Source organism: Paenibacillus sp. J22P15 (genome assembly GCF_056269345.1).
In genome coordinates this window covers 169,527-189,508 of the sequence record NZ_JBWDNT010000003.1, presented here as the reverse complement: position 1 = coordinate 189,508, position 19,982 = coordinate 169,527, and the positions used below count along the sequence as shown (strand labels likewise).

General features: G+C 44.0%; 15 protein-coding genes. 3 read left to right on the top strand and 12 right to left on the bottom strand.

Going from position 1 to position 19,982, the window contains the following annotated elements:
• Nucleotides 1-57: 57 nt before the first annotated feature.
• The 3 genes from pyrH to AC0YN6_RS09175 all read right to left on the bottom strand — a co-directional run bounded on the left by pyrH (nucleotide 58) and on the right by AC0YN6_RS09175 (nucleotide 3,181).
• Nucleotides 58-798, bottom strand: coding sequence for a UMP kinase (gene pyrH, locus AC0YN6_RS09185; protein ID WP_475746465.1), 741 nt, complete (start codon nucleotides 796-798; stop codon nucleotides 58-60).
• A 178-nt stretch (nucleotides 799-976) separates the two neighbouring features.
• On the bottom strand, nucleotides 977-2,050 hold the full coding sequence (locus AC0YN6_RS09180; protein WP_475746464.1) for a Gfo/Idh/MocA family protein: 1,074 nt from the start codon (nucleotides 2,048-2,050) through the stop codon (nucleotides 977-979).
• A 3-nt stretch (nucleotides 2,051-2,053) separates the two neighbouring features.
• Nucleotides 2,054-3,181, bottom strand: coding sequence for a Gfo/Idh/MocA family protein (locus AC0YN6_RS09175; RefSeq protein WP_475746462.1), 1,128 nt, complete (start codon nucleotides 3,179-3,181; stop codon nucleotides 2,054-2,056).
• 174 nt (nucleotides 3,182-3,355) lie between these two features.
• Here AC0YN6_RS09175 and AC0YN6_RS09170 point away from each other — a divergent pair, with 174 nt between their 5' ends.
• The 3 genes from AC0YN6_RS09170 to AC0YN6_RS09160 all read left to right on the top strand — a co-directional run bounded on the left by AC0YN6_RS09170 (nucleotide 3,356) and on the right by AC0YN6_RS09160 (nucleotide 6,026).
• The gene (locus tag AC0YN6_RS09170) at nucleotides 3,356-4,213 is read left to right on the top strand and encodes a helix-turn-helix transcriptional regulator (RefSeq protein WP_475746461.1); all 858 of its coding nucleotides are present in this window, start codon (nucleotides 3,356-3,358) and stop codon (nucleotides 4,211-4,213) included.
• 100 nt (nucleotides 4,214-4,313) lie between these two features.
• A complete protein-coding gene (locus AC0YN6_RS09165; RefSeq protein WP_475746460.1) occupies nucleotides 4,314-4,760 on the top strand; it encodes a MarR family winged helix-turn-helix transcriptional regulator in 447 nt (148 codons plus the stop codon).
• A 36-nt stretch (nucleotides 4,761-4,796) separates the two neighbouring features.
• Complete coding sequence (locus tag AC0YN6_RS09160) at nucleotides 4,797-6,026, top strand: MFS transporter (RefSeq protein WP_475746459.1); 1,230 nt, start codon at nucleotides 4,797-4,799, stop codon at nucleotides 6,024-6,026.
• On the opposite strand, the gene AC0YN6_RS09155 is transcribed toward AC0YN6_RS09160, so the two are convergent.
• The 9 genes from AC0YN6_RS09155 to AC0YN6_RS09115 all read right to left on the bottom strand — a co-directional run bounded on the left by AC0YN6_RS09155 (nucleotide 6,021) and on the right by AC0YN6_RS09115 (nucleotide 19,805).
• Entirely contained in the window at nucleotides 6,021-7,859 is a 1,839-nt protein-coding gene (locus tag AC0YN6_RS09155) for a PAS domain-containing protein (RefSeq protein ID WP_475746457.1), read from the bottom strand. The two genes, AC0YN6_RS09160 and AC0YN6_RS09155, sit on opposite strands and share 6 nt — an antisense overlap.
• Nucleotides 7,860-8,073: 214 nt before the next feature.
• Complete coding sequence (odhB, locus tag AC0YN6_RS09150) at nucleotides 8,074-9,300, bottom strand: 2-oxoglutarate dehydrogenase complex dihydrolipoyllysine-residue succinyltransferase (protein ID WP_475746456.1); 1,227 nt, start codon at nucleotides 9,298-9,300, stop codon at nucleotides 8,074-8,076.
• 6 nt (nucleotides 9,301-9,306) lie between these two features.
• Nucleotides 9,307-12,222, bottom strand: a complete 2,916-nt coding sequence (locus AC0YN6_RS09145; protein WP_475746455.1) for a 2-oxoglutarate dehydrogenase E1 component — start codon at nucleotides 12,220-12,222, stop codon at nucleotides 9,307-9,309.
• Nucleotides 12,223-12,550: 328 nt separating this feature from the next.
• Nucleotides 12,551-13,516 (bottom strand): acetylxylan esterase, encoded by a 966-nt coding sequence (locus AC0YN6_RS09140; protein WP_475746454.1) that lies wholly within the window; start codon nucleotides 13,514-13,516, stop codon nucleotides 12,551-12,553.
• Between the two features lie 214 nt (nucleotides 13,517-13,730).
• Complete coding sequence (locus AC0YN6_RS09135; RefSeq protein WP_475746453.1) at nucleotides 13,731-15,257, bottom strand: leucyl aminopeptidase; 1,527 nt, start codon at nucleotides 15,255-15,257, stop codon at nucleotides 13,731-13,733.
• A 230-nt stretch (nucleotides 15,258-15,487) separates the two neighbouring features.
• Nucleotides 15,488-16,858 (bottom strand): ATP-binding protein, encoded by a 1,371-nt coding sequence (locus AC0YN6_RS09130; protein ID WP_475746851.1) that lies wholly within the window; start codon nucleotides 16,856-16,858, stop codon nucleotides 15,488-15,490.
• A gap of 200 nt (nucleotides 16,859-17,058) precedes the next feature.
• A complete protein-coding gene (locus AC0YN6_RS09125) occupies nucleotides 17,059-18,444 on the bottom strand; it encodes an anti-sigma factor domain-containing protein (protein WP_475746452.1) in 1,386 nt (461 codons plus the stop codon).
• Complete coding sequence (gene sigI, locus AC0YN6_RS09120; protein ID WP_475746451.1) at nucleotides 18,441-19,265, bottom strand: RNA polymerase sigma factor SigI; 825 nt, start codon at nucleotides 19,263-19,265, stop codon at nucleotides 18,441-18,443. The genes AC0YN6_RS09125 and sigI overlap by 4 nt, the downstream gene beginning before the upstream one ends.
• A gap of 123 nt (nucleotides 19,266-19,388) precedes the next feature.
• Nucleotides 19,389-19,805 (bottom strand): hypothetical protein, encoded by a 417-nt coding sequence (locus AC0YN6_RS09115; RefSeq protein ID WP_475746450.1) that lies wholly within the window; start codon nucleotides 19,803-19,805, stop codon nucleotides 19,389-19,391.
• Nucleotides 19,806-19,982 lie beyond the last annotated feature (177 nt).

Here is a 19,982-nt window from a genome sequence, read left to right as displayed (position 1 = left end):
CAACACAACAACACACGCAGCATCACAGCAGATTTGGTCTTTCCTAGCAATACGCCGCTAGTCCATCCAACCAAGCACGGATTCGCCACTAATGATCGTTCCGTTATTTTCACCTTCACAAATCTTTTTCATGGAGCCTGGCATGTCGAAGTTGAACACATGCATGGGCAAATTGTAGTCTCTCGCTAAAATGAATGCAGACTGATCCATTACCTTTAAATCATGTTGTAAAACATCATTGTAGTGGAGCGATTTGAACTTCCTCGCATTTTTGTCGTACTTTGGGTCCGCACTAAAAATGCCGTCTACACCTTGTTTCGCAACTAGCAGCGCCTCGCAACTAACCTCAATGGCCCGCTGTACCGAAGGATAATCTGTAGTCACATAGGGCTGCCCGTTACCGCCAGCAAAGATTACAATGTAGCCCTTCTCCAAATGGTGAACTGCCCTCAGTCTAATATACGGCTCGGCAACCGAACTAATAGGAATTGCTGTCATTACACGAACTTCCTTGTCTGTTTTGGCCTTAAGAACTCCGCGTAGCATCAAGCTATTAATTACGGTTGCAAGTGTGCCTATGTTGTCTGCTTCTGCTCTTTCAATTCCCCAGCCTTCCGCCATATTGCCGCGGAATATATTGCCTCCGCCAATAACGAGTGACACTTCTACTCCTAAATTTACAACCGATATAATTTCGTTCGCAATGTAATTCAATCTTTCCGGCTCAAAACCAAATTCAGTACCTCCAGCAACTGCCCCGCCGCTTAGCTTTATAAGTACCCTCTTGTACCTCGTCAATAGCTGCACCTCCCTGTTTATAAAAAAAACACTAAAGCATTAAATGCTTTAGTGTCTAAATGAAGTGGAAATACAAGAATTCGAAATCCTCATATTCCCACTCCTTTCAATTATTAATTTCAACTTATTCTATACTTAGTAATCGCAAAAATCAACTACATATTTCCATTCACAGCTTCTATTCCACCTTCGTCGCATGCTTCTGCGCCAGCAGTGATAGCTCCGCTGCTTTAAACGCATGCTCCTGTGTCATTGCAAGTTCCGTTCCATTCAAGCAATCGAGAATCAGCTGGCCAAAATAAGGGAAGCCAACCTTACCGCGAAGCTTAATATGCTGCTCGCCATCCGCGTTTACAAGATAAAGCTGATCGCCATCCTGTTCTCTAGCAATATCGATATACTTCCTCATCTCGATGTAACCATCTGTTCCGAGAATAATCGTCCTGCCGTCGCCCCATGTGCCAAGACCGCTTGGTGTGAACCAATCCACACGGAAGTAACCTGTTGCCCCGTTCTCTCCCACAAGCGTCATATCACCAAAATCCTCAAGCTCTGGATAGTCTTTATTCGCATAATTAGCAACCTTGCTATTTACGACACTAGCGTTCTGATTGCCTGTAAAATATAGAAATTGTTCAATTTGGTGTGATCCGATATCACAAATAATACCGCCATACTTTTCTTTCTCGAAGAACCATGACGGGCGAGAAGCTGCGTTTAAGCGATGAGGACCTAGTCCAATGACCTGAACAACACGTCCGATTGCACCTTGTTCAATCAATTGCCCCGCATAAACAGCGCATTCCACATGCAAGCGTTCACTGTAATATACAGCATATTTCTTTCCTGTTTCTGCATAGGCAGTACGTGCGTCATCCAGTTGTTCCAGCGTCGTAAACGGCGCTTTATCTGTGAAATAATGTTTGCCGCTCCGCATGACCCGCACGCCTAGCGGACCGCGCTCCGAGGTAATTGCCGCCCCTGCTACAAGCTGCACCTCAGCATCTGAGAGTACTTGCTCTTCGGATTCAGCAGCTTGTACCTGTGGATATTGCCGGATAAAGGCTTCTACTTTCGCGGGGTCGGCATCGAATACCCATTTTAAAGTTGCTCCCGCTTCCAGCAGTCCGTTGCACATTCCATAAATATGACCATGATCGAGGCTAACTGCCGCAATTACGAATTGCCCGTCTTCGACTACTTTATTCGGCTTTCCCTTTGGCGCATATTTCATGCCGTCTGCTTTGCTCATCGCCTAATCCTCCTTCTGAAAGGATGAGTTAGCGATTTTTTCTTGCAAATGCTCATAAAATAATTCCTCGTCAATCGGCAAATCTACCCAACCATCCGTCCATGTAGATAGAAGCATCGCATTCGAGAGCATAAGCCCTTTGATGCCTTCCTCTCCTGGAGCAATCAACGGTTCATTAAACAAAATAGCATTCACCCAGTTTTGCGTAATTCCTTTATGATCAGGATTGCTGCCGTTAATCGGAATTTCACACTTCCAGCATTCCGGCTGACCGAAGCCGCCTTTAAATTGCTTGTTGAATTCAGGTTCAGGAACCGTTAGACGCCAAAAGGTTAATTGATTATTTTCGATAACAATTTTACCGCGATCACCGCTCACTTCAAGACGATTCGTTCCTGGCGCTTCGCCTGTCGACGTCACGAATACCCCAGTAGCACCATTCTCATATTCGACGAACGCTGTTACATCATCCTCGACCTCGATGTCACGATGCTTGCCAAAGTAGCAGAACGCACGGACACGCTTAGGCATCATACCGATCGTCCATTGCCACAAATCCAGCTGATGCGGGTCTTGGTTTAGCAGTACGCCGCCGCCTTCTCCACCCCAAGTTGCGCGCCAAGTACCTGAATCATAGTAGCTTTGAGAACGATACCAATTGGTAATAATCCAGTTGGTCCGTTTCACCTCACCGAGCTCACCATTATCTATCAATTCTTTCAGCTTCACATATAAAGGATTTGTCCGTTGGTTATACATCATGCTGAATTTCACATTCGCCTTGCTGCCTGCCTCATTCATCTCCCGAACCTGCTTTGTATAAACACCCGCCGGCTTCTCGCATAGTACATGCAAGCCTCTTTCAAAGCAAGCAATCGAGAGCTCTGGATGGGAGAAATGTGGAGTTGCGATAAGTACGCCATCAACCAGACCGGAATCCATCATTGCGTAAGGATCTTCAAATAGTCCGACATTATCACCGAGCTTTTCTTTGGCCCATTGAAGATTTGCTTGCACACAATCACTGACAGCAGTTACCTCAACACCCTTAACTTCACCTTTCAACAAGTAACCTATATGTCCCTTGCCCATGTTTCCTAGTCCGATAATTCCTAAGCGAACAATTTCCATCCAAATACCGCCTTTTTATTTAGAATATTATAATAACAGCTGCCTATGAAGTCGTTTTCATCTGCCTTTATGGTAGCATTTTAGAAACGATTCAACTTCATTCGCATTATCCTGTTTACGCTTTTATTTAACTGTGGTTGGTGTATAATGAGGGTATTTAGGAGTGGAGGTGAAATGATGAGCATTAAGCATGAAATCCAATTCCCTTTTACAATGGGAAGCAGCTTCGATTATAACGTACACATCCCATATCATAGTCACTTTCATTATGAAATCTATTATTTTCGCGGCGGTAAAGTAAACTATCTCATTAATGATCGTATATATGTCCTTGAACCAGGCGACTTGCTGCTTATGCACGGTATGACACTGCACCGAGCACATGTAGATCCAAGTGTTGCTTACCATCGCTCCATTCTTCATTTCGATCCTTATTATTTTAAGCAATTTATACAACCATCCTTTGCATCAGACCTATTGGAGCCCTTCGAGAAGCTTCATAATATAAGACTACAGCTTAAAGGGGACGAGAAAACAGAAATCGAAGCAACCCTTCATAAATTGGAGCAGCTTTACATAAAGAAAGATTCCTTCTCCTTTCAACGCTTTCAGGCTCTAATGCTCGATTTACTTATAATGATCAATCAGCTTTGTCAGAAGCCGCTTAGGGATAAACCAAACTTTCCTTCCTCCAAAGAGCGACATGTGCAATCGATTATTTCTTATGTAGACAGCCATTATCAGCAAGAGATTACGCTTGAAGCTATTCAATCGGAGCTGCACTTAAGCAAATATTATTTAGCCAAAACGTTCAAAGAGGTTACTGACATTACGATCTTTCAATTCCTTATGCAGCGCAGAATCTATCAGGCCAAAATTGAGCTCATCGATAGTACACTCCCTATTACCGATATAGGCTACGAAGTTGGGTTTAAACATCCCTCTCACTTCAGCCGCGCCTTTAAGCTGCATACTGAACTCACTCCTGAACAATATCGCAAGCAGAATCAAAACCATCGCAATCAACTTTAATAAGCTTCATTCCTATTTCATGGAATGAAGCAGTTGACCTATATAGTTGATAAGCGTATTATTGTCATAACAACTAAATGAGATGAAGCAGGTGAAATGATTGGAATTCAAGCAATCCATAGGTTATATCATTAGCAATACCGGGCGCAGATTGAACCAACGGCTGCAGCAGCTATTTCAAGATCATGACGTTACACCAGAACAATGGTCTCTGCTTATGTATCTTGACGAGAACGATGGCATTACTCACAAGGATCTGTCACAACGCTCCGACAAAGATCCAGCCAACATTACACGATTGATCGACCAGCTCGAGCGCAAAGGGCTTGTACGACGTGTTGCGAATCCGAATGACAGACGCTCACAGCTTCTCATTCTAACCGATAATGGCAGAGCCTGCTCGAATGCGCTCGCACCCATCGAAGCTAATTTTGTCGAGCAAATGATAACAGACATTTCTGAAGATGAAATTCAAGCATTCAAGAAATTCATGGCCAAAATCATTAAAAATGCGGAACTGAATCACGAATCTAATCACAAAGACTAGAAAATGAACGGCGAACATCTGAGAGGGGAACATGTAATGAATGCCAATAAATTATGGAGCGCCGACTTCATTAAAATATGTTTAAGCAGCTTTTTTCTATTTGTTTCTTTTTATACGTTAGCAACCTCACTGTCCGTTTATGTCACTAATGGACTCGGTGGGTCTAATACTCAGGCAGGCTTGTCGATGACCGTCTTTATTATCGCCTCAGTATTGCTTCGTCCCTTCGCCGGTCAGTTAATGACTAATTATGGCGAACGAAAAATCGTTATTATCTCGTTGCTTCTGTTCTTATTATGTTCAATCGCATATTTTGGCGTTTTAGGCTATGCGATGCTGCTCTTTGTTCGTTTTTTTCACGGCGGCACATTCGCCATCGCAACCACTTCCACTAACACGACTGCAATCGGAGTTATTCCGGAGCATCGCAAAGGTGAGGGAATCAGCTACTTTAGCTTGTTTATGAGCTTAGCTATGGTCATAGGTCCATTCATTGGCTTAACGATTACGACGCATGGCGGCTTTACTGCGATGTTCGCTCTATGCGCTGCGTGCGCCCTGATCTCATTTATACTAGCAGCTTCATCCAAACGAAAATCCAGTAAATCATTAGCTGAATCCTCAAAAGATGAACAACCGCTCCTTAAGCCCAAGACCAAGATGCATTGGCGAGATCTTGTGGAACGGAAAGCCGTCCCCATTGCAATTAGCGGATTTGTTGTCGCGTTTGCCTACAGTGGATTAGTTACATTTATGTCGGTTTATGCTCACGAGCAGGCTATTGATCAGTATGCCAGCTATTTCTTTGTATGCTTCGGTATTATGATCGTATTGCCACGTCCGATTGTCGGCAAATTACTTGATCGTGTAGGCGAGCATGTCATTGTCTATCCAAGTATCGTTATATTTACTATCGGCATGTTATTGCTAAGCCAAGCAAGCTCGCCAGTACTGCTGCTCGTCTCCGGTGCTGTCATAGGCCTTGGCTACGGCGCACTTCTGCCCTGCTTTCAGACGATTGCAGTATTAGCAGCTCCAGTCCATCGCAGAGGACTTGCTACCGCAACGTTTTATTTGCTGTTCGATCTAGGGTACGGCATTGGCTCTTATACACTTGGCTCTTTAGCTTCAAGTTTCGGGTACAGCACTATGTATGTACTTTGCGCAATAATGATTGCCTTTACTTCCGTAATCTACTTCACTCTTCATCATAAACGCAAACGTTTATCGGCTGTTCCAGGCGATAAAGCCTTTGGGGCATCATAAATTCGAAGCAACCTGCTGTTCTTGTATCGGCAATACAATTTCAACCACAGTTCCTTCGTTTATCACACTGCTAATCTGAAGCGTGCCTTTGTGCGCTTCAATGATGCGTGTGCTGATCATAATTCCTAAACCTGTTCCTTTTTCTTTCGTTGTTACAAAAGGTTCCCCTATTTTTTTGATTAATTCCTCTGGTATACCAAGGCCGCCGTCTTTAATTCGAATATGTACACAGCCGTCGTCCAAACTTGCAACGGTTACAATAACATCACCGCCATCAGGCATTGCCTCAAGCGCATTTTTTATAATGTTCAAGAAAACCTGCTTAAGCTGATCTACATTACATAATACCAGCGGGCTCGTATGATCAAAGCACACCTTCAATTCCACGTTCAGCAAAATCGCTTGTGTCTCCAAAATAGATACTACACTTCGTATAATAGGCTCCAAATGCTCATTTCGATAGTTCGAGAAATGCGGCTTAGCTAGTGTCATAAACTCATTTACGATAAGTGTAATACGGTCAATTTCATTGGCCATGATCGTAAAATAGTGCGGATGCTCCGGATATTTGCTGCTTAAAAGCTGCGTAAACCCCTTTAGAGCAGTTAGTGGATTACGAATTTCATGTGCGACACCTGCGGCAAGCTGTCCAATTGCAGACAGCTTCTCCGAGCGAATCAGAATCTCCTCGGACCGTTTGCGATCAGTTAAATCGCGTAACACAGTGAGGATAACGTCCTTGCCTAAATAATTGTTAATCCGGATACTCGAAAGTTCAACATCCATAAGATGACCATCTGGACGAACAAGAACTCGCTCTTGAAAAGGCATTGGTTCATCCATGGACATAACGATATCCATATTTTGCAATATCGCTGCATGGTGGCTTGGATGAATAAATTCAAATATACTTTTCCCAATGACCTGTTGATCTGACTCGATACCGAATACCTGCATGGCTAGTTTGTTCACATATAAGATAATGCCTTGATCGCTCATAACAATAGGCTCAGGTACAAACTTTATAATTTTCTGATAAAGCTTTGCATTATCCCTTAACATATTTTCCTTTTCGCGTTTAAAAGTAACGTCCTGCACTGTTCCGAGGAAGGACAGCTGCCCATTAAACATAATAATTGAGCTGTTACCTTCCAAATAAATGATACTTCCGTCTTTTTTTGTTCCTTTACACTTTAACGGGAATTGACTGATTCCACGAGCCATACCATGCAAAATCAAGCTTTTCTGATTTTCGAGATCTTCTTTTGATACCAAATCATAAGTTGAAATTGTATACATTTCTTCTAATGTGTAGCCGTACATCTCAGCCAAATAAGGATTGGCATATACAATTTTATCTTTAAGCCCAACGAATACACCTGCTACTACACTTTCCATCAAACTTTTATATAAATAATCCTTCTCATTCAAGGATGCTTCCATCCTCTTCCGATTGGATATGTCATGAATGATGAGCTGAACAGCATTCTTTCCATCAAATTTCACTGCAACTGCTCTCATTTCTACTTCAATTATTTTCCGGTCCAAGTGAAGGAGCTCATAATAAGTAAACGTAGAAGGATTCGCCTCTCGAATTAAATAGTTAATCATGGCCGGAAATCTATCTAAATACTCAGGAGGTATGAAATTATTGATGGGATGTCCAATGATATCATCTAATCTAGAAACGCCGAACATACTCAGTAAAGCACGATTAGCGAATACAATATTACCTTCTAAAAAAACGATAAGACCATCAGGGAGCATATGAACGAGATGCTGATACCTCTCTTCGCTTTCCCTAAGTTGTTCATTAACCTCGACGATTTCCATCCCCTCTACTCACCTCGATTAAACAAATTGCTTCATCAATTAATTTACTTTCAACATCCCGAGCCGTCTTCCTGCTCCTCTATGCTATTATAATACAAAAATAGTGTCGAAAACCTTTTATGCGGTCATAATCTATGCTAGATAATTAAAAAAAAGACTGTTCTTGAAGTAAATTTCTCTACTTTAAGAACAGTCTCTATAGATATGTCTGATATTAACCTTCGAGAAGAAGTGCTTCTGGATCTTCTAGAAGCGCCTTAACCGTCACGAGGAAGCGCACAGCTTCGCTGCCGTCTACGATACGGTGATCATAGGATAATGCAAGATACATCATCGGACGATTTTCCATACGAACGTCATCGATAGCTACCGGACGAATTTGGATTTTGTGCATGCCTAGAATTCCAACTTGCGGTGCATTAAGAATTGGCGTCGACAATAGGGAGCCGAATACGCCGCCGTTCGTAATTGTAAAGCTGCCGCCTTGCAGATCAGAAATCGCAAGTGTGTTCGATCTTGCTTTACCTGCAAGCTCAACGATGTTTTTCTCGATTTCAGCAAAGCTTAGACGATCTGCATCACGAACGACTGGAACAACGAGTCCTTCTTTAGCCGATACAGCAATGCCGATATCATAGAATTTTTTCGTAACAATGTCTTCGCCATCAATTTCTGCGTTAAGCAGCGGGAAAGCTTTAAGCGCACCAACTACTGCTTTCGTAAAGAATGACATAAAACCAAGATTCACATCATTTTTCTCAAAGAAAGCTTGTTTGCGGCGTTTGCGCAAATCAAGAATAGCAGTCATGTCAACTTCGTTGAATGTCGTCAGCATCGCAGCTGTACGTTGTGCTTCAACAAGGCGGTTAGCAATTGTAGCCCGACGACGCGACATCCGTTTACGCTCAGTCGGCTTCACATCTTTGTTTGCGTTAGCAGGCTCTGAATGTGTAAGCGGAGCTGATTTAACCGGTGTAGCTACTGCAGGTGCAGGAGCTTGTCCTTGCGCTTGCGATAGATCAATCCCTTGCTCACGCGCGCGTTTACGAGCTGCTGGTGAAGCATTAATCAATGCTGCACTTTCGCTTGCAGAAGAGGCAACAGCTGCAACAGGTGCAACAGGCGTTGCTGCAGCTGCTGGCGCCGCAGGAGCGGCAACCGGAGCTGGCTCAGCAGCTGGAGCAGAAGGTGCTGCCGCACCGCCCGCTCCTTCGCCGATTGAACCGATTGCTTCACCTACGAGCACCACATCTCCGTCTTGCTTAGCGATGCGAGATACAACACCGCTATTGTCTGCGCTAATTTCAATGTTAACCTTATCGGTTTCTAGCTCTAGTAGGACATCTCCTTGATTGACGGAGTCGCCTTCCTTCACGAACCATTTGGTAATCGTGCCTTCTGATATGGACTCGCCTAATTCTGGTACTATAATTTCAGCCATTAGTCACTACCCCCTTATCAAACTTGTTTCAACTGGTTTGCCGTTCAAAGCTGTCGAGATAATCCATTTTTGTTCTGCAGCATGTACTTCTTGGTGTCCGCTTGCAGTACTTGAGCGATCTGGTCTGCCGACGTAACGAACGGCTGCCTTCTTAGGTGCCAACGCACGAAGACGCGGCTCCATGAAGCTCCATGAGCCCATGTTTTGCGGCTCTTCTTGTACCCATACGATTTCTTCCAGCTTATCGAATTGCTTCACAATACGTTCGATCTCCGCATGAGGGAATGGATACAGCTGCTCAACTCTTGCTACGCGCAGCCATTCGTAATCCTCAGCATTTGTGGAAGCAAGTGCTTCTTCAATATCGATTGCTACTTTACCTGTGCATAGCAGCAAACGTTTTACTTTATCCTTCTGTTCCTTCGGCTCTGTCAGCTTGAATTGCGGAAGCACCGGCTTGAATGAGCCCTCGCTGAACGCAACACCATGAGACGCAACACGAGGATTACGGATCAAGCTCTTAGGCGCCATTAACACGAGCGGACGAACCTGCTCTGTACCAAGCGACGCTGCTTGCTTGCGCAGCAAGTGGAAATACTGTGCGGACGATGTAAGGTTCGCAACCGTCCAGTTGTTATCAGCTGAAAGCTGAAGGAAACGCTCCAGCCTTGCGCTGGAATGCTCTGGTCCTTGTCCTTCATAGCCATGCGGCAGCAAAATCGTAACTCCTGATTTTTGCGACCATTTCGCGCGGCCAGCCGATATAAATTGGTCAAAAATAACTTGTGCAACGTTAGCGAAGTCACCGTACTGCGCTTCCCAAATAACGAAAGTTTCAGGAGCAAATACGTTATAGCCATATTCAAAACCGAGTACTGCCGTTTCCGACAATGGGCTGTTATGAACAGCAAAGGAAGCCTTCGCTTGCGGCAACATGTGCAGCGGTGAGAACTTCGCTGCATTAGCATTATCATTAAGTACGATATGTCGATGTGCAAACGTACCGCGCTCTGAATCCTGACCGCTTAAACGGATTGGCGTACCGTCTGCAAGAATCGTTGCAAATGCAAGCGTCTCAGCATGTGCCCAGTCAACCTTCTCCCCATCGTTCAACGCTGAGGCTCTGCGCTGCAAAATACGTTGAAGCTTCGTATATTCAGTGAAGCCTTCTGGACGGTTAAGCAGTTCCAGGTTAATCTCGCGAAGGGTCTCAAGAGGCACAGCTGTACGTACATCTTCGTTAGCAGGAAGCACTGATTTACTTTCTTCTCCGCGAAGCTTCGGCTGACTTTCTTTCGCTTTCATTGCATCGTAAGCCGCTTGCAGCTTAGCGTTCGTACGCTGACGCAATGTCTCGATTTGTTCTTCAGTGATCGCTTTCTCACCTTTTAGCTGCTCACTATAAAGAACACTTACAGTCGGATGATTGCGAACTTTTGTATACATTAGCGGCTGTGTTACTTCTGGATCGTCCATTTCATTATGACCGAAACGGCGGTAACCGATCAAATCGATAACAAAACCTTTATTGTAGCGGAGACGATATTCACAAGCTAGGCGCACTGCTGCCAAGCAAGCCTCAGGCTCATCCGCATTTACGTGTACGATAGGAATATCGAAGCCTTTCGCAAGATCACTTGCGTAATGCGTCGAACGTGAATCAATGCTATTTGTCGTAAAGCCAAGGCGATTGTTCGCAATAATGTGCAGCGTACCGCCATTGTGGTAGCCTTTCAGCTTGTTGAAATTGAGCGTCTCAGCAACAATTCCTTCGCCAATGAATGCCGCGTCGCCATGAACGGCAATCGTAACTGCTTTCGATGGATCTTGTGTAGGCATACCAGGCTTAGTACGATCCTCTTGGGCAGCGCGCGTGAAGCCTTCAACTACCGGATTAACGAACTCTAGGTGACTTGGGTTGTTAGCCAGCGTTAAATTCGCACGAACCGTCTCGCCTTCCTTAACAGCTCTGTCTGCCCCTAGATGATATTTCACGTCGCCAGTCCAGCCATAATTAAGGCCCATAGACCCTTCAGACGGAATAAGCTCTTTATTAGGCGCATGGTGGAACTCGGAGAAAATTTTCTCATATGGTTTGCCAAGAACATGCGTCAATACATTTAGGCGGCCGCGATGAGCCATACCCATCAGAATATGATTCGCGCCATCATGCGCGACGGCACGGACGATTTCATCGAGTACTGGCACGAGCATATCAACGCCCTCGATCGAGAAGCGTTTTTGACCAACAAAAGTACGGTGCAGGAAGTTCTCGAAATACTCAACTTCCATTAGACGCTCAAGCAGCGCCGAACGTTCTCTTGCAGATAACGGTGCAGGGAAACTACCTGATTCCGCCTGTTTATTTAGCCAATTACGTTCACTTTCGTCATGAATATGTGTAAATTCATACGCAGCAGAACGGGTATAAATTTCTCTCAAGCGATTGATAGCTTCCCAGCCGTTCGAGATCGATGCTGGCGCATTGTCCCAAATAAGCGATGCCGGAATAGAAGTCAAATCTGCTTGCGTAAGTCCGAAAGTTTCTGGCTCAAGCAGCTTTGTATCAGCAGCAGCGCTGAAGCCGAGCGGATCAATATCTGCAGCTAAATGGCCGTATCTGCGTATGTTCAGCATTAGCTGATGCGCAGCGACAACCTTTTTCAACATATTTGAATCAATCGGACCAGGTGCTGCTGCATGTGATGCAGCCTTTTGCTCGCTTGGCTTAGCCGTAAGGCTCGGTGTATCTCCCAGTAATGTAGCCGGAGGTTCCCCGAATCGTACAAACAGCTCACGAACAGTTGACTCGACGGAGTCAGGATCAGTTAAGAAACGTTCGTATTGCTCCTGCACATACCCAAGGTTGGGGCCATAGTAGCTTTGCCAAGGCGAATAATTTCGCTCATCATGGTTGCTCATTGCAGAAAATTCCACCCTCTCTATTCATTGCCATCCTATTATTTTCTAAGGCGATGCTCGCCATACATGCTCGCCAAATTGCACTTGCTTGAATCGTTTTCACAAATGATCAAGCAAAGCTAATCCCTTATCATTAAAGGGAAAAGAACAAAAATAAAGACGTGTCAAGGTTACATATTTATAGCTCATATACATTTTAGTACATAGTACGCTCCCCATCCATAACCATATTGGCATCGATATCATCCATTTCGAGCATCGATTGACTTCCTTGGACAAATATTTGAGCATCAATCCAGCTATTTTCACTCGATTAAGCCAATTTCCATCATTCCGGCTTTTTTAACGCTTCTTGTAAAAATAAAATGGCCTCTCGCGTCTGATATTCACTCACCTCATGACCCGAAAAAGGATAATCATTTAGCTGTTTAGGCGCTCGAATCCGATTATATACAGCGTAAATCGTCTCAGGCATACAAATTGTATCCTTCCAGCCTGCCGACATCATGACCGGAGCTTTAATACGCTCTGCCAAATTCAATATATCGAAATGGGCAAGTGTTGAAAGCACATCGTTTAACCGCGCAGGATATCGCTTAATATATTGTGCAATTTCCGTAAGCGAGCCTGTTGAATTCATAATACCAAAGTCCAAATGGCACATATTTGGGATATCAGCGACGACTGCGCTTACCTTCGAATGGAGTGAAGCTGCAAGTAAAGCCAGTCCTCCGCCTTGACTTGCGCCAATAACCGCAATTCGTGAAGCGTCCACTTCCTCTTGAAGTGCGACTACATCTACTGCTCTAACTGCATCCATCGTAATCGCCTTATAATAACTGCTCTCTATACTGGCAATTCCCTGCGTAATCCAGCCTTTAATCGAGCCCTCCTCTGACGTTAGCAGGTTTCCGGTCTCTCCGCCTTGTCCCCGCGCATCGACTGCAAAAACAGCATAACCAAGCAGCAGCCAAGCGGCGTAACGCTCTGGCAGCCCTTTATCGCATGTATAGCCTTGATAAATGACGACACAAGGGAGCTTCTCACCAGATAGTCCCCGCTCCGGCACGATATATAAGCCGTGAATCGGCGTTTCATCGCCGCCCTTATAGGTTAGACGCTCTGTCCTTACCGTTGTCATTGGCGTATCAAGCGTTTCTCTCATCAGATCAAGAGGCCTCTCTTCATAGCTGGCTAATACGTCCTCCCAGTAATGATTCAGCGCATCCGTATCCATAGTTGCTGGCGGCCGATAAGCTAATAAATCATTTTTCCTTCTACTAATGGCATGCATATTAGTATACCCCTATTCCACTATGTATTTTCGTGCTTGCGCTTATATATTTCGCACTCTTTCTGGACCTGCTTGTAAATCCAAATTGCTGCAAAAAAAGGAGGTACGCTGTAAGCAGCGGACCTCCGAATAAAATCCAATTCACCTTCGCAAGTATACCGTCCATAACAGCACAATGCAGAGCTTGTTGCTGCTCAGACTTTCTTCCTTCTGCCTACTCGTGACGTACGATCAATTCAACTAAAGTTCGTACCATTACGCCGGTAGCTCCTTTAGGCTCCCAGCCTCTGCTCGAATCAAGCCAAGCTGTTCCAGCAATATCTAAGTGAACCCAAGGCAATCCCTCAGCAAAATGTCCGATGAACAGTCCACCGGTAATCGTTCCAGCATGTCGGCCTCCGCTGTTTTTTAAATCTGCTGCATCACTCTTAATTTGCTTCTTATACTCCGGATAGGATGGAAGCAGCCAGATTCGCTCGCCTGATCTCTCAGAAGCTGACTGTACTTGCTTGTAAAGAGCATCATTATTTGTAACTGCGCCTGTCGCTTGGGTACCCAAAGCAACGGAGACCGCTCCCGTCAATGTTGCGACGTCAATCAGCTTCGTTGCGCCCCTTGTAATTGCAGTCGTAAGACCGTCTGCAAGTACTAATCTTCCTTCCGCATCCGTGTTCACAACTTCAACCGTATGGCCGCTCATCATACGCAATACATCCCCCGGCTTAATTGCACGATCAGATGGCATATTCTCAGCTGTAGGGATGACTGCGATGACATTGATCGCAGGCTTCAGCTCACCGATTACTCGAATCGCGCCAAGAACGGCAGCTGCGCCGCCCATATCCGAGATCATTTCCTGCATGCCGTCCGCTCGCTTTAAGGAAATACCTCCTGTATCAAACGTAATTCCTTTACCGATTAATCCCCATGTCTCTTCTGAATTCGGATCACCTTTATAATGAATAACGATCATGCGCGGCGGATTTATGCTTCCTTGACCGACACCTAACAAGCCGCCCATCTGCTGCTCAGCCGCACTCCACTCGTCAATAACTTCGATTTCCAAATCAAGCTCACGCGCCAGCTCCTCAGCGTGATGTGCCAAACGTTCAGGAGTAAGATCATTACCTGGTAAATTGGTTAAATCACGAGCTAAGCTAACCCCTTCAACGTACAGCTTCCCGAGTTCTATCCCTTTCTTCCATAACGCAGCTTCATCTGCTGCGACAGCTGCATCCTGCGGTACAAAAGCAACCTCTTTCAGCGCGAAGCGTTCATTTTTCTCACGCTTTAATGGTTGACGATCATGAAGCGCGAGCAGCAAGCCCTCCGTCAACGCTTGTGCCGAAGACTCGGCTCCAATCTTTGCAGCAGGCCCCTCAAGTAAAGCTTCCGAAAGCAAAACCTGAACTGTCTCTGCATGCAATTTTTTCAACGCCTTCGCAGCAGCAGAAGCAGCCAAGCGCAGGCTTGTTGATCCACCTTCTTGCTCAAGCCCCACGAAAACAATATGCGAAGCAGGGTACAGTCCCAATGTCGACATAACTTCCGTTTGCTCCGGTTCCGCTTTAAACAAGCTCTTTGCATAAAGCCCTCTTATCGCTTCATCGATCTGCGGCTGCACAATAGGGGTAATAGCGCCTCCCTGAATCAGCTCTTTTTTGCTAACAAACCGAATAACTGCATCCACAATCGCTTGATCAGAACCACGAACCCCGTATGTAAATTGAACATTCATCATGTTATCCTCGCTTTCTACATGGATCTATCCTTCTGTATCCATTCAATTTGAAATAATTTAATCTCTTTTTTCAAACTCATTATACCTAAGCTCCCACGACATTTCCATGATAATAATTTTTGACTTGTCGATTATTCAAACCTTGGATGATAAAGTAAAAACTCCCCGCCCCTGATAGGGAAGAGAGCATTTAATTCATTTCGTATATGCCTATTATTCTGTATTCTCTATTATGCTAACGGTAAAGTAATGATAAATTCAGTTCCAATTCCTGATTGGCTATCGACTCGAATCGTACCGTTATGATTACGAACGATTCGATAGCTTACCGACAAGCCAAGCCCTGTACCAGACTGCTTCGTTGTAAAAAAGGGATCGAATAGTCTGCTCATTGTCGCTTTGTCCATGCCTTTTCCATTATCTTTAATAACAATTTCGGCAAATTGACCATTTCCGCGCGTAACGATATCAATCAGACCTCTTCGCTCATTTTGAACCTCTTCAATCGCATCTAATGAATTTTTAATAATGTTCAAAATTACTTGCTTCACCTGTTTTACATCAATGGAAACGAGATGCTCTGAGCAGTAGCACTCTGCTTTGATCTCACAATTCCGCATTAATGCTTCGCTTTCAGTGAGGAGCACAACTTCTTTAATTAAATGGTCGATAGACACCAATTGTTTCATTGGTGCCGATGGCTTGGACGAGTTTAGAAATTCATAAATGATATCATTAGCCCGGTCAATTTCCGTCAAAATAATTCGTGCGTACTCTTCCTTGCCGACTTCCAGCAAATAAGGCCGAAGCAATTGAATAAAACCGCGGATGCTCGTTAAAGGATTGCGTATTTCATGTGCAATCGCAGCAGCAATTTTCCCAAGCATGGCAAGCTTGTCATTTTGCAAAGCTGTTTGCTCGATTTGCTTGTACTCCGAGACATCCTTGACGCTAATTAAAAAATCACCGTCTAACTGATCACCGTATGTAACCGTTACCAATAGATGTTTACCGTCTTTGTGTTGGAACTCATAATACCGACTATGCATCAGAAACATTTCTTTATAAAGCCTGAGAACAGTACGTTTCGTGCTGCTTGTAAGCCTAGGATGCCTTAAAATCTCCTTTATGTTACAACCAATCAATGTTTTTCTAGGAATGTCGAGCAGCTTGGCCATTTGGACATTAATAAACGATAAAATTCCATCGCTATCAAACAATGCGATTCCGCTATCCATGTGCTGCAATACATTTTCATACTTATTCTTGACCCTTTCAAAGGAGCGATTGGACCTAAAAAGCATTTCCCGCATTTCAGAAAATTTCTGCTCCGTTGAGCGTTCGGGCTGTAAACGGAAACGGCATGCAACCATGATTTCCATCAAGAAAACAAAGGAACGATTATATAATCTTACAGCTTCCTCTGAGTCCACATTTGCGGCTAAAGACTGAATGCACTCCTCATGAACGGCAATAATCTCTTCTGGATTAATTCCGTAAAGCTCCTTGCCAAGCTCGTTAGCATGGAATAATGATACTTCCTTACCACTTCGTATATACTCGGCAAGCGCCGGGAAATAGCGCTTTCGAATGGCCAACATCATGTACTCCTCCCCGGCAATATCTATATAAATAACGGTTACAGTTATTACTAATCATAGGGGGAGTTTACAATCGCTGTCAATCGGAAATCCTGTCGAATTATGTATCGGAAGTAGGCAGCAAGTCATTCCATTTGTCATGTAGGACTTTAGTCTGCCTCAATCCAATCCCCCCATTTTTTGTGAATCTAATATGATTGTTAGTCATTATGATTGCTTTCATGACTATTATCCCAATTCACCTTACCATCTTTATTCTTCTTATCACTGTATCGATCGTTCCAGCTTTGATTATCCCGATCTCTTCGATCTTCGTTACTGTTATAATTACGGTCTTTATAACGATCATTATTATCACGATCTTGCTTCCAGCTGTCTTCACGATCATCGTTGTCATCGTTCTGATCACGATTTCGATCATTTTCCTTGTCTATGTCTTTATCTTTATCTTTATCTTTGTCTTTATCTTTGTCTTTTTCTTTGTCTTTATCTTTGTCTTGATCTTCTTTATCGTTATCGTATCTGTCCACGTTCGGCCGGTTTGGTTGATCTGGCTTATTCGGACTACCGGGAGTTCTAATCGGCCAGTTGTTCCACGTCCCGTTTTTATTAGGCTTATCCGAGTTTTTCCAATTATTTACACCATTAATAACAGGATTTTTTGGCTTCTCTACTTTAACGGGCTTATTCGTATTTGGAGTCGCGGCCGGTTTATTCGCATTTGGTTTTTTATCGCCTTTTTGCTGCTTCGCCTTCTCTGCTTTCTCCTTCACGGCAAGCTCCTTCAGCTTTTCTTTACTCGTATCCTTTGCATCATCTACAATCTTCTTCAATCCGCCAATCGGTTCCGTTACCTTATCAATGGATTGCTGCTTTAACTGCTCCAATTCGAGATTGTAGCCTTCATCTTTTGCCATCAAATACACGGCCATTTTACCTGAGGATATGCCATTTTCAGCTGCTTGCTCACGCACCTCAGTTGGTAGCGATAATGTCGTAATCGAAGCGCTTGTCGCTTCTGCCTCCAGTTGAGTGAGTAAAAACTTAAGCTTCTCGTCGACTTTTCCCGTCAAAATATGCTCATAATCGCCTTTAATTGCAAAATTGTCGTTTAACACCACACTTGTTATGAAAATATCTTTATTTGGTGTGTCGAGATAATGTGAGCCTTTAGCCCTCTCCAAAACAGAAGCAGCCACCTCTTCTACGTGAATCCCCTCATAAGCAAGTCCTTTAATTATTATTTCTCCATCTTCGTTTAGAGCACGAAGCTCACGTACCTTCTCTTTTTCATCCACGCCTAGCTCTACGCTTGGATTAATATCTATGCTTACATAGGCAACTACCGACTGTGAGTCTCGCTGCATAAAGAAGAAAAGCGGCACAAATAATATCAAAATAAGGGCAGCAGCACTGCCATACCAATAGACTGGCCGCATGGTGCGTCGTATCTTGTACTCATCTTCAAACGTAATTTCTTCACCAATCTGTGCAGATACATGAATAGGAGCTTGCAAAAATTGACCGTCCGCCGTCATCACAACTGCATATTTCTTATGAATGCTCATAACGACTCCACGCTTCATTCGCTCGCCTCCTTTTTTTCATCTAAACTTGCACCGGATATATGTAAATAATCATGCATGAAAGGATATGCACCAGAAATAATAAGAGCAATAGCGATAATATATTTCCGGTTTCTCTCCACCGTTTTGCGGGAAACACCGCACATTTCGGTTAGCTCTTTTACAGCAAGCTTATTCGTTTGCCTTAATGAATCTAACAAATTCGTTTCACTTACAAGTGTATGGGCAATCCCAATCAACAGCTTTCTCGAGTCATTATGCTTAGGAGAATTTTCCACCAATTCAGCAAATGAAATGCCGAATTTCATAAGCTCCTGATTAAGCTCTGTAATTTCCAGCCTTCTTTCGTCCTCTGTCCGATTCCTTTCAAAAGCCGTCATCGCTTGTCTTGTCTCGACTGAATTATATTGAGGCTGTTCCTCGTCCTCTGCATCGAACATGCTATAAGGTACGACTTGAGAATGCCTTTGTTCTTTCCGGACATGGTCAATAAGCCGACGACGAATCACGGTTTCAGCGAATCCGAGGAATGATTTTCCAGCATGGCTAGCAAACTGATTAATGGCTTCGTTAAAAGCGAGCAGCGCTATACTGAATTCATCATCTCGGTTCGGATCTATATACCGTTTGCAAAATCGGCTTGTTACTTTCATGATATAAGGTTTGTAGTCTGCTATGAACTGCTCACGAAGCAGATCGTCACCTTCGCGAATATAAGCAACCCATTGTTCGGGAGTGAGCTTCTGCTCATCATCCGCAGCTATGGCAGAAGTAGACTTCCGCAGAAAGCGTTTGAACAGAACAAGTAACAACCGCTCCACCTCACTATTAGTATGATTCGTTTATGTCTATCTGGTTTCGGGGGGTACATTCTGAGAAAATCTTCATTTATTTAAAAAAAGAAAAGCCCCCTGGAAGGAGGCTCACCATTCATGTTTAAAAAACTAAACGGAAGTACGGCGTTGACGGAGCTTATTCCTTCTGTTGTTGAGCATCCCCAGACGCTTCTTGAGTACAAGCTGCCATTCCGTATCCTCAATCTGCTTAGCGAAGCTAAGCAAATCGAGCGCCATATCGATTTGACTGAGCACAACATCCATTGGATCTTCATTCTCATGGTTGACGCAATTTTCAAGCAGCGCCTTGCCTTCTTGCTCTACGTACTCCTGAAAATCTACTTCAGCAGCACCGTCGCCATGCGCATATTCGGCTAATATTTCGTATTCATTTTCAATTAAATAATGAATATCAACACGGTGACATACAGGGCAAAACATAATGGGCACATTGTGAATATGTGTCCTAATATGCTTTAAAGTACCCTGTGTTCCAATCATACTAGCTCCACAGCAAAAACTCATTGACGACTCCTCCTCAAAGGTTTGCGAATGCAAACCTATCTTCGTAAGCATCATCTTAGGTTTGCGTATGCAAACCTTACTTCGTAAGCATCAACTGAGGTTTGCGTATGCAAACCCTACTTCGTAAGCATCATCTGAGGTTTGCGTATGCAAACCTCTTATTTATTAATATTTGTC

Bases quoted from the DNA above. Each gene is read 5' to 3' on its own strand.
- AC0YN6_RS09180 (WP_475746464.1), bottom strand. From the start codon at position 2,050: ATGAGCAAAGCAGACGGCATGAAATATGCGCCAAAGGGAAAGCCGAAT.
- AC0YN6_RS09115 (WP_475746450.1), bottom strand. From the start codon at position 19,805: ATGAGTTTTTGCTGTGGAGCTAGTATGATTGGAACACAGGGTACTTTA.
- AC0YN6_RS09175 (WP_475746462.1), bottom strand. From the start codon at position 3,181: ATGGAAATTGTTCGCTTAGGAATTATCGGACTAGGAAACATGGGCAAG.
- AC0YN6_RS09135 (WP_475746453.1), bottom strand. From the start codon at position 15,257: ATGATGAATGTTCAATTTACATACGGGGTTCGTGGTTCTGATCAAGCG.
- AC0YN6_RS09145 (WP_475746455.1), bottom strand. From the start codon at position 12,222: ATGAGCAACCATGATGAGCGAAATTATTCGCCTTGGCAAAGCTACTAT.
- AC0YN6_RS09125 (WP_475746452.1), bottom strand. From the start codon at position 18,444: ATGAAGCGTGGAGTCGTTATGAGCATTCATAAGAAATATGCAGTTGTG.
- odhB (WP_475746456.1), bottom strand. From the start codon at position 9,300: ATGGCTGAAATTATAGTACCAGAATTAGGCGAGTCCATATCAGAAGGC.
- AC0YN6_RS09170 (WP_475746461.1), top strand. From the start codon at position 3,356: ATGATGAGCATTAAGCATGAAATCCAATTCCCTTTTACAATGGGAAGC.
- AC0YN6_RS09140 (WP_475746454.1), bottom strand. From the start codon at position 13,516: ATGCATGCCATTAGTAGAAGGAAAAATGATTTATTAGCTTATCGGCCG.
- AC0YN6_RS09155 (WP_475746457.1), bottom strand. From the start codon at position 7,859: ATGGAAATCGTCGAGGTTAATGAACAACTTAGGGAAAGCGAAGAGAGG.
- AC0YN6_RS09160 (WP_475746459.1), top strand. From the start codon at position 4,797: ATGAATGCCAATAAATTATGGAGCGCCGACTTCATTAAAATATGTTTA.
- AC0YN6_RS09130 (WP_475746851.1), bottom strand. From the start codon at position 16,858: ATGTTGGCCATTCGAAAGCGCTATTTCCCGGCGCTTGCCGAGTATATA.